This is a genomic window from Accumulibacter sp. (genome assembly GCF_031732815.1).
Taxonomy (GTDB): Bacteria; Pseudomonadota; Gammaproteobacteria; order Burkholderiales; family Rhodocyclaceae; genus Accumulibacter.
In genome coordinates, this window is the sequence record NZ_JAVMKF010000135.1 from 1 (window position 1) to 7774 (window position 7774).

Below are 7774 nucleotides of genomic sequence, written 5' to 3' on the forward strand. Positions count from 1 at the left end.
CGTTGCCGATCAGGATGGTGACGATCAGCCGGCGCGGTTCGCTGCGCAGGCGCTCAATGAGTTCGATGCGCGGGTTCTTCGCCGCGCGCATCTGGTCGATTTGAAAGGAACTGAGGGAAAAGAGGGAAGTTTCAGTGCTTGAGAAAAAGCCGGAGCAGCCGAGCAGAAAGACGAAGACAAGCAGCTCGAGCCAGAGCGCAAGGTCCATCCATAGACTCCATGGCGAACGCGAGAGCCACGAGATATGCCGGTGCGCGCCGTCGCCCGGACAGACGAGATGGGCTCGCCAGCCGACCCAAGGCAAAGCGCCACAGCCAGCCGCGAACCTGGAAGCAGGTGTCAAACGACCACCAACCGATCACCGTCCTCAGGCTGGCAGCCCAGGTCGGAGTCCCATCTATGCTCCACTGTTAATTATGTGGATCTGAATGCAAATGTCAAGTTGATTGCAAGAACTGGGCTGCAACAGGCACTGCTGCCAGTCGCAAGCGCGGGGGCCTGCCCAGCGCTTGCCGAGGCCCGACGATAATAGGTCGCCGCGCCGACGCGCACCATATTCAGCGATAATGGCTGCGCCCTGTGGTTGCCCTGTGGTTGCCCTGTGGTTGCCCTGTGGTTGCCCTGTGGTTGCCCTGTCGTTAGTCCAATCAGCCTTTTCCCGCAACGGTGTCTGCTATCCGCGCCATATCATGAATGCTCCTGCTGCATCGTGCCTGATCGAGCCCGACCGTCTTCGCGCACGGCTCGGCGCGGCGGCGCAGGCGTTTGCCCTCGAAGTGCTGCCCGAGTGCGAGTCGACGAGTACGCTGCTGCTTGACCGCGCGCGCGGCGGCGCACCGTCGGGGAGCTTGCTCGTTGCCGATCGGCAGACGGCCGGGCGCGGGCGGCGCGGCCGGCAATGGCTGTCGTCGCCCGCGGCGAGTCTTACCTTTTCGCTGCTCTGGCGCTTCCCCGGCGGACTGGCCAGGCTGGCTGGTCTGTCGTTGGCGGTGGGCGTTGCCCTGGTGCAGGCGCTTGAGCAGTACGGAATCGCCGGACTCGGTCTGAAATGGCCGAACGACCTTCTGCTCGATGGCGGCAAGCTTGCTGGCGTTCTGGTCGAGCTCGAAAGCGGGCCGCGCGAGGTGCTGGCGGTGATCGGCATCGGCCTGAATCTGCAACTGCCGCCGACGGGCGAGGGCGAGTTCCTGCACCCGCCGGCAGCCTTGGCGCAGGTCATCGAGCCACTGCCCGAGCGGCACCACTTGTTGGCGCAATTGCTGATCGCCCTGGCAGACGTGCTCGGACGTTTTGATGCCGGCGGTTTCGCCGTCTTGCGCGATGAGTGGCAGGCGCGGCACGCCTGGCAGGAGCGTCCGGTGCGGCTGCTCGACGAGCTATGCGCCGAACGTGCCGGCATCTGTCTGGGTGCCGACCGCGACGGGGCACTGCTCCTGCGCACGGAAACCGGCGTCGAGCGCTGTTTTTCCGGCGACGTTTCCTTGCGCCGGGCATGATCGTCGCCATCGACGCTGGCAACAGCCGGATCAAGTGGGGAGTACACGACGGTGCGAGCTGGCTTGCCAACGGCGTGCTGGCGACGCGCGATGTCGCTCGCTTGCACGAGGTTGCCGACGCGTGGCCGGCAGATGCGCGCATCGTTGCCTGCAACGTCGCCGGAGCGGCGGTTGGCGAGTCGATTGCGGCGCAGCTTGCGGTGCCTCAGCGCAGGCTGGCTTTCCTGCAGGCCAGCGAAGAAGCCTGCGGCGTGCGCAGTCGCTACGAACGTCCGGCGCAACTCGGCGCCGACCGTTGGGCCGCACTGATCGGCGCGCGCGCGCGGCATTCCGGGCCTTGCCTGGTGGTCAGCGCCGGGACGGCGACGACCGTGGACCTGCTGGATGCGCACGGGGATTTTCGCGGTGGCCTGATCCTGCCCGGGTTTGAGCTGATGCGCGCGACGCTGGCCGAGAAGACGGCGCAGCTTCCGCTCGCCGAAGGCGTTTTCCGGAACGAACCGCGCAATACGATGGACGCCATCGTCAGCGGCTGCCGACAGGCGCAGCTCGGCGCCATCGAACGGACGTTCGCGGCCATCGCGGGCGAGCCGCAGGCGCTCTGCCTGCTCACCGGCGGCGGCAGCGCGGCGCTTGCCGCCCACTTGAAGATTCCCTTCGAATTGGCGGACAATCTGGTTCTTGGCGGCTTGCTGCGCTTTGCCGCCACGCTGTGAAGTGCGGTGCTGGTGCCCCGCAGAAAGGATGATCCGCATGCCGACGCACATGATGATGGCGCTGCCCGCTTTCCTGGCGTATTTCGCCGTGGCGCTCGTTCTGCTCGGGCTGTTTCTGCTCGTCTACCTGAACATCACGCCGTATCACGAAGTCGCCCTGATCCGCGCCGGCAACAACGCGGCGGCGATCAGCCTTGGCGGCGCGCTCGTCGGTTTCGCCATGCCCGTGGCCAATGTCATCGCGCACAGCGACACGCTGGCCGACCTGGCGGCCTGGGGCGCAGTTGCCGGCGTGATCCAGATTCTCGCCTACCTCGTGGCGCGCTTCACCCTGCCCCAGATCAACCAGGACATTCCAGCCGGCCGCACGGCGCCGGCCATTTTTCTCGCCGTCTTTTCGCTGACCGTCGGCCTGATCAACGCCGCCTGCATGACCTACTGACCGTCCTGCGGGCGAGTTGCACGGTCTCGCCGACGGACACCGCACCGCACGCCTTTGGGAGATCGCCATGGCTTTCATGGATTTCATCAAGAAACAGTTCATCGACGTCATCCACTGGACGGAAGAGGGAGACGGCGTCCTTGCCCAGCGCTATCCGATGCAGGACTTCGAGATTCAATACGGCGCTCGTCTGACCGTACGCGAATCGCAGATGGCGCTTTTCGTCAACGAGGGCCAGGTGGCCGACGTCTTCGGCCCCGGTCTCTACACCTTGACGACCAACACGCTGCCGGTGCTGACTTACCTGAAAAACTGGGACAAGCTCTTCGAATCGCCCTTCAAGTCGGACGTCTACTTTTTCTCGACGCGCCTGCAACTCGACTGCAAGTGGGGGACGCCAAACCCGATCACCATTCGCGACAAGGACTTCGGAGTGGTCCGCCTGCGCGCTTTCGGGATCTATTCGTACAAGCTGGTCGACCCGCGCAAGTTCCACAGCGAGGTCTCAGGTACGCGCGAGCAATACACGGTCAAGGACCTGGACGGACAGTTGCGCAATCTGGTGATTGGCGCGATGACCGACCTCTTTGCCGAGTCGGGCGTTCCTTTCATCGATATGGCGGCCAATCAGGACGAGTTCGGCCGCGCGCTGAAAGGCAAGCTGGAACCGGTTTTCGAACGCTATGGCCTGGCGCTCGACAGTTTCGTCGTGCAGAACGTCTCGCTGCCCGAGGAACTGCAGAAGGTGCTCGATGCGCGCATCGGCATGAACATGATCGGCGACCTGGGTCGCTACACGCAGTATCAGGTCGCCAACAGCATCCCGCTGGCGGCGCAGAACGAAGGCGGCATCGCCGGCATCGGCGCCGGTCTTGGCGCGGGCCTGGGTATCGGCCAGACGATGAGTTCGGCGTTGGCGCAAGCGATGCAGGGCAATGCGCCGCCGGCAGGCGCTCCGCTACCCGGCGCAGCGCCGGTGAGCGCCGACGAGATCGTCGCGACGCTCGAAAAATTGCACGGCCTGGTCGCCAAAGGCATTCTGTCGCAAGCCGAGTTCGACGCCAAGAAGGCCGAGTTGCTCGGCAAGCTGGGCTGAGCCGCCGCGCTGTCTGGCGTGGCGACGAGCGCGGACGGCCCTGACGTGGAGAGTCCGGCGTGAAGCGAGCGACCTGCCCGTCGTGTGGCGCGCCGGTCGTCTTTCGCTCGCAGGCGTCGCTCTACGTCGTCTGCGACTTCTGCCGCAGCATTCTGCTGCGCAGCGGCGAAGACCTGCAGAATCTTGGTCGCATGGCCGACCTGCTGGAGGATGCTTCGCTGCTGCAAATCGGCAGCGAAGGAAGCTTCCGCGCTCACCACTTCGCGGTCATCGGCCGTATCCAGTTGCGTTATGCGGCGGGAACCTGGAACGAATGGCACATCCTGTTCGATGACGGGCGCAGCGCCTGGCTGGCCGAAGGCGCCGGAGAATACATCGTCAGCGCGCAAGTTCCGGTGCACGATCCTCTGCCGGCTTTTGCCACGCTTAGCCCGGAGGCGCCGGTGATGGTCGATGGGCGGCGCTTCACGGTCACCGACCTGAAGACGGCGCGCTGCATCGCCGGCCAGGGCGAGCTGCCGTTCAAGGTCGCCGCTGGCTACGACGTCAACACTGCCGACCTGCGTGGGCATGACCGCTTCGTCACGCTCGACTACAGCGAGGACCCGCCGCTCGTCTTCGTCGGGCAGGTGGTCGCTTTTGCCGACCTGCAACTCACCAACCTGCGGCCGACTGCGGATTCCGGCGGGGCGCCGCAGATCGCCGCGCGCGCATTCAACTGTCCGCATTGCGCGGCACCGCTGCAGATTCACTCGCCGGCGATCGAGCGTATCGGTTGCGATAGCTGCGGCTCGATCATCGGCGTCGAGAACGAGAACCTGCGTGTCCTTGCTCGGGCCGCGCAGGCTCTGCGCGAAGTGCCGTGGTTGCCGCTCGGCAGCCAGGGCAAGCTGTTTGGCGATGACTGGGAAGTGATCGGTTTCATGCGCCGCAAGACGGAAGCCGAAGGCAGCGACTACACCTGGTCGGAGTATCTGCTGTTCAACGTCCGCGCTGGCTTCGCCTGGCTGATCGAGTACCAGGGACATTGGAACTTTGCCCGCACCTTGGCCAATCCGCCCGCGCTGGCGCGCGGACAGGTCCGTTGCCAGCACGAAGGACGTGAGTATAAGCTGTTCAGCCGCGGCCGGGCCGAGGTGAGCTATGTCGTCGGCGAGTTCCACTGGCAGGTTGCGGTCGGCGAGAGCTGCCAGGTGGAAGACTATGTCTGCCCGCCGTCGATGCTTTCACGCGAAGTGACGGCCAGCGAGGCGAGCTGGTCGCTCGGCGAATACGTCGATGGTTCGGCCATCGCCGCTGCCTTTTCCGTCAGCGAGGCGCCGCCCAAGCCGATCGGAGTCTATGCCAATCAGCCCAATCCGTTGGCTGAAACGCTGCGCCGGACGTGCCGCCTGTTCTGGCGGATGGCGCTGGCCGCGCTGCTCGTACAACTCGCTTTCGCCTTCCTTCTCGCTTCGGAGATCGTCCTCAAGGAGCAACTCGTCCTCTCGCCGCTGAGCGAGGAGGCAAGCGTCAGCAGCCGCGAGTTTGTCCTCAAGCGCCGGGCGCGCACCTTGCTCGTCAGGCATCAGACCGACCTGAGCAACAACTGGCTCGAACTGAGCACGGCGCTGATCGAAAAGAACACCGGCGAAGCCTTCGTCGGCGAGCAGGAGATCAGCCACTACCAAGGTGTAGACGAGGGCGAAAGCTGGTCCGAAGGCTCGCCGTCGGACGACGTCGTGTTTCGTGCCGTGCCGCCCGGGACGTACTACCTGGTGGTCGAATACGAGCTCGGCAAGGACAGCAGTCAAGCGGTGGTCGACAAGCTGGAGGTCGAGCGCGACCCGGTAGCCTGGTCCAACTTCGTCCTGCTGCTCATCTTTCTCGCCATTTTCCCGCTCGTTGCGCGCTGGCGCAGCGCGGCTTTCGAAACGCGCCGGTGGAACGAGAGCGACGTGTCGGGAGGCAGCTGACATGATCAAGGCCAACTGGATTGCCGGGCTGCTTGCCCTGGCGCTCTTCGTCAACGCGCAGTATCAGGGCTGGAACCTGTTCGAGAGCGGAGCTGGCAATACGGGCTCGCGCGCCGGTAGCGGGCGGGTCTTCCACAAGTAGGACAGGGCATCTATACTCGCTCCCCTGTTGCCGGCCGGCCGACTGGCGCCCAACCACCGATTGTCGAGCAGGATTACCTCTGCCATGGAAGCTTTCGCTCGTTTCGCGCATGACATCTACGCGCTTGACGCGGGCTACGTCCGACCGTTGCTGGCGGCGATTCACCTGATCGTTGAAGGCGAGCGCGTCGCGATCGTCGATACCGGCGCGAAAGGCTCATTGGCGCCGACGCTGGCTGCCCTGGCGAAGCTTGGTCTGAGCGCCGAGAGCGTCGATTACGTCGTGCTGACGCACATCCACCTCGACCACGCCGGCGGCGCCGGCAGCATGATGCGCGCTTTCCCGCACGCCAGGCTGCTGGTCCATCCACGCGGTGTCGCGCATATGGTCGCTCCGGCCCGGCTGATCGAAGGGGTCACCGCGGTGTACGGCGCAGCCGAGGTCGAGCGCCTCTACGGACAGATTCTGCCGGTCGACGCGGCGCGCATCATTCCGGCGACGCATGAACTGAGCGTCGATCTTGCCGGTCGGCGACTGCTGTGTCTCGACACGCCTGGGCATGCGCGCCATCACATTGCGCTCTTCGACGAGCGCAGCCGCAGCGTGTTCACCGGCGATATCTTCGGCATGGCTTACCGCGAGCTCGATACCGATGGTCGTCAGTTCCTTTTCCCGACCACCAGCCCGGTGCAGTTCGATCCGGTGGCGATGCACGCCTCGATCGACCGCGTGCTCGCCTTGCAGCCTGAGTTTGCCTACCTCACGCATTACAGCCAGCTTCCCGACCTGCCCACGCAGGCGGTACACCTGCGCCGCCTGATCGACGCGCACGTGGCGACCGCGCTACGCGCAGAGCGCGCCGGCAAGACAGGCGAAGCTCGCCACGCGCAGATCCGTGCCGATTTGACTGCAATGCTGCTCGACGAGGTGCAGCGTTTCGGCTGTCGGCTGACGACCGACCGGCTGCTGGACATCTTCGCCACTGACCTTGAGCTGAACGCGCGCGGACTCGCCGTCTGGCTCGACTCGCGCTCGGTCTGAGGCAGCGGACGAGCCGCTGGCGCGCGTAGCCGTTGTCTGGCGTTGCCCTTGCCTGCAATCGGTTGCTGCTCCAGCGTCGACCAGGAGCGTGCGGCAAGGGCATCAGATCGTCTCTGGTCGGCTCGCCTTTCAGCGCGCACGCATTTGGCCAGGCGCTTGACCGTATCAACCGCTAACCTGCCGTCGCTGCTCCACGCTACGATCCGGCATCGCTTTGCGGCGGTGAGTTTGCTATTCTCGCGCAAGGGGAGTCTGTCGTACGGCTATGGCAGATCTTGGCGAAGACCGGCGCAGATCGTCGGGTCGTCGGGTCGTCGGATCGCTGCTCGGGCGTAGGGAGAGGCCATTGCTTTCGCTCCAGTCAGTCCCGCCACGTAAACTCGCTTGCACCGGATAGCCGCACACGGTGAGCCGCGCGGCTCTGATTCGCCGCCAGCGGTCGGCAAATTCTCTATCCATGACTACCGAAAGTGCCCAATGAGCGACAGCCCCTACACCCCACCGAAAACTGCGCTTCTTCCACCCGATCGTCCGCTCGAGATTCCAGCGGATATCACACGAAAGATCCGGAACTGCGGGATTGCCGGTCTGGTGTCAGCCGCGATTACCTGCGTCTTTACCTTCGTTGCCCTGTCCGGCCCCAACCCGCTGGGCCTGGACGTGGGGGCCTTTGTCGACGCGGCGTTGATGGCTGGTTTGGCCGTTGGCGTCCTCAGAAAGCAGAGCCGCGTGTGCGCCGTCCTGATGGTGGTGCTTTTCGTGCTCAACAAGGCCATCATGTGGTCCGCCACCGGAACCCTGACTGGCCTTCCCATCTCTTTAATCTTCTTATGGTTTTTCGGCCAGGGTGTCGTTGGCACCTTCCAGTTGTACAAGTTGCGGGCGA

The 7774-nt window shown here is 64.7% G+C and carries 9 protein-coding genes; 8 read left to right on the forward strand and 1 reads right to left on the reverse strand.

The window, feature by feature from the left end; genetic code table 11:
- A partial coding sequence (locus RKP46_RS09510) for a DUF21 domain-containing protein (protein ID WP_311106425.1) occupies positions 1-208 on the reverse strand: 208 nt, incomplete at its 3' end.
- Between the two features lie 481 nt (positions 209-689).
- Between RKP46_RS09510 and RKP46_RS09515 the strand changes: the two genes are divergently transcribed.
- The 8 genes from RKP46_RS09515 to RKP46_RS09550 form a co-directional block, all read left to right on the forward strand.
- Positions 690-1496, forward strand: coding sequence for a biotin--[acetyl-CoA-carboxylase] ligase (locus RKP46_RS09515; RefSeq protein ID WP_311106426.1), 807 nt, complete (start codon positions 690-692; stop codon positions 1494-1496).
- On the forward strand, positions 1493-2212 hold the full coding sequence (locus RKP46_RS09520) for a type III pantothenate kinase (RefSeq protein ID WP_311106427.1): 720 nt from the start codon (positions 1493-1495) through the stop codon (positions 2210-2212). Before RKP46_RS09515 ends, RKP46_RS09520 begins: the two co-directional genes overlap by 4 nt.
- A gap of 37 nt (positions 2213-2249) precedes the next feature.
- On the forward strand, positions 2250-2654 hold the full coding sequence (locus RKP46_RS09525; protein ID WP_300332967.1) for a DUF350 domain-containing protein: 405 nt from the start codon (positions 2250-2252) through the stop codon (positions 2652-2654).
- Positions 2655-2721: 67 nt separating this feature from the next.
- Positions 2722-3750 (forward strand): SPFH domain-containing protein, encoded by a 1029-nt coding sequence (locus RKP46_RS09530; protein WP_311106428.1) that lies wholly within the window; start codon positions 2722-2724, stop codon positions 3748-3750.
- A gap of 59 nt (positions 3751-3809) precedes the next feature.
- The gene (locus tag RKP46_RS09535) at positions 3810-5705 is read left to right on the forward strand and encodes a DUF4178 domain-containing protein (RefSeq protein ID WP_311106429.1); all 1896 of its coding nucleotides are present in this window, start codon (positions 3810-3812) and stop codon (positions 5703-5705) included.
- A 1-nt stretch (position 5706) separates the two neighbouring features.
- Positions 5707-5847, forward strand: a complete 141-nt coding sequence (locus tag RKP46_RS09540) for a hypothetical protein (protein ID WP_311106430.1) — start codon at positions 5707-5709, stop codon at positions 5845-5847.
- An 84-nt stretch (positions 5848-5931) separates the two neighbouring features.
- Positions 5932-6888, forward strand: a complete 957-nt coding sequence (locus RKP46_RS09545) for an MBL fold metallo-hydrolase (RefSeq protein WP_311106431.1) — start codon at positions 5932-5934, stop codon at positions 6886-6888.
- Positions 6889-7365: 477 nt separating this feature from the next.
- Positions 7366-7774, forward strand: a 409-nt coding sequence (locus tag RKP46_RS09550) for a hypothetical protein (RefSeq protein ID WP_311106432.1), incomplete at its 3' end; no start/stop codon positions are given.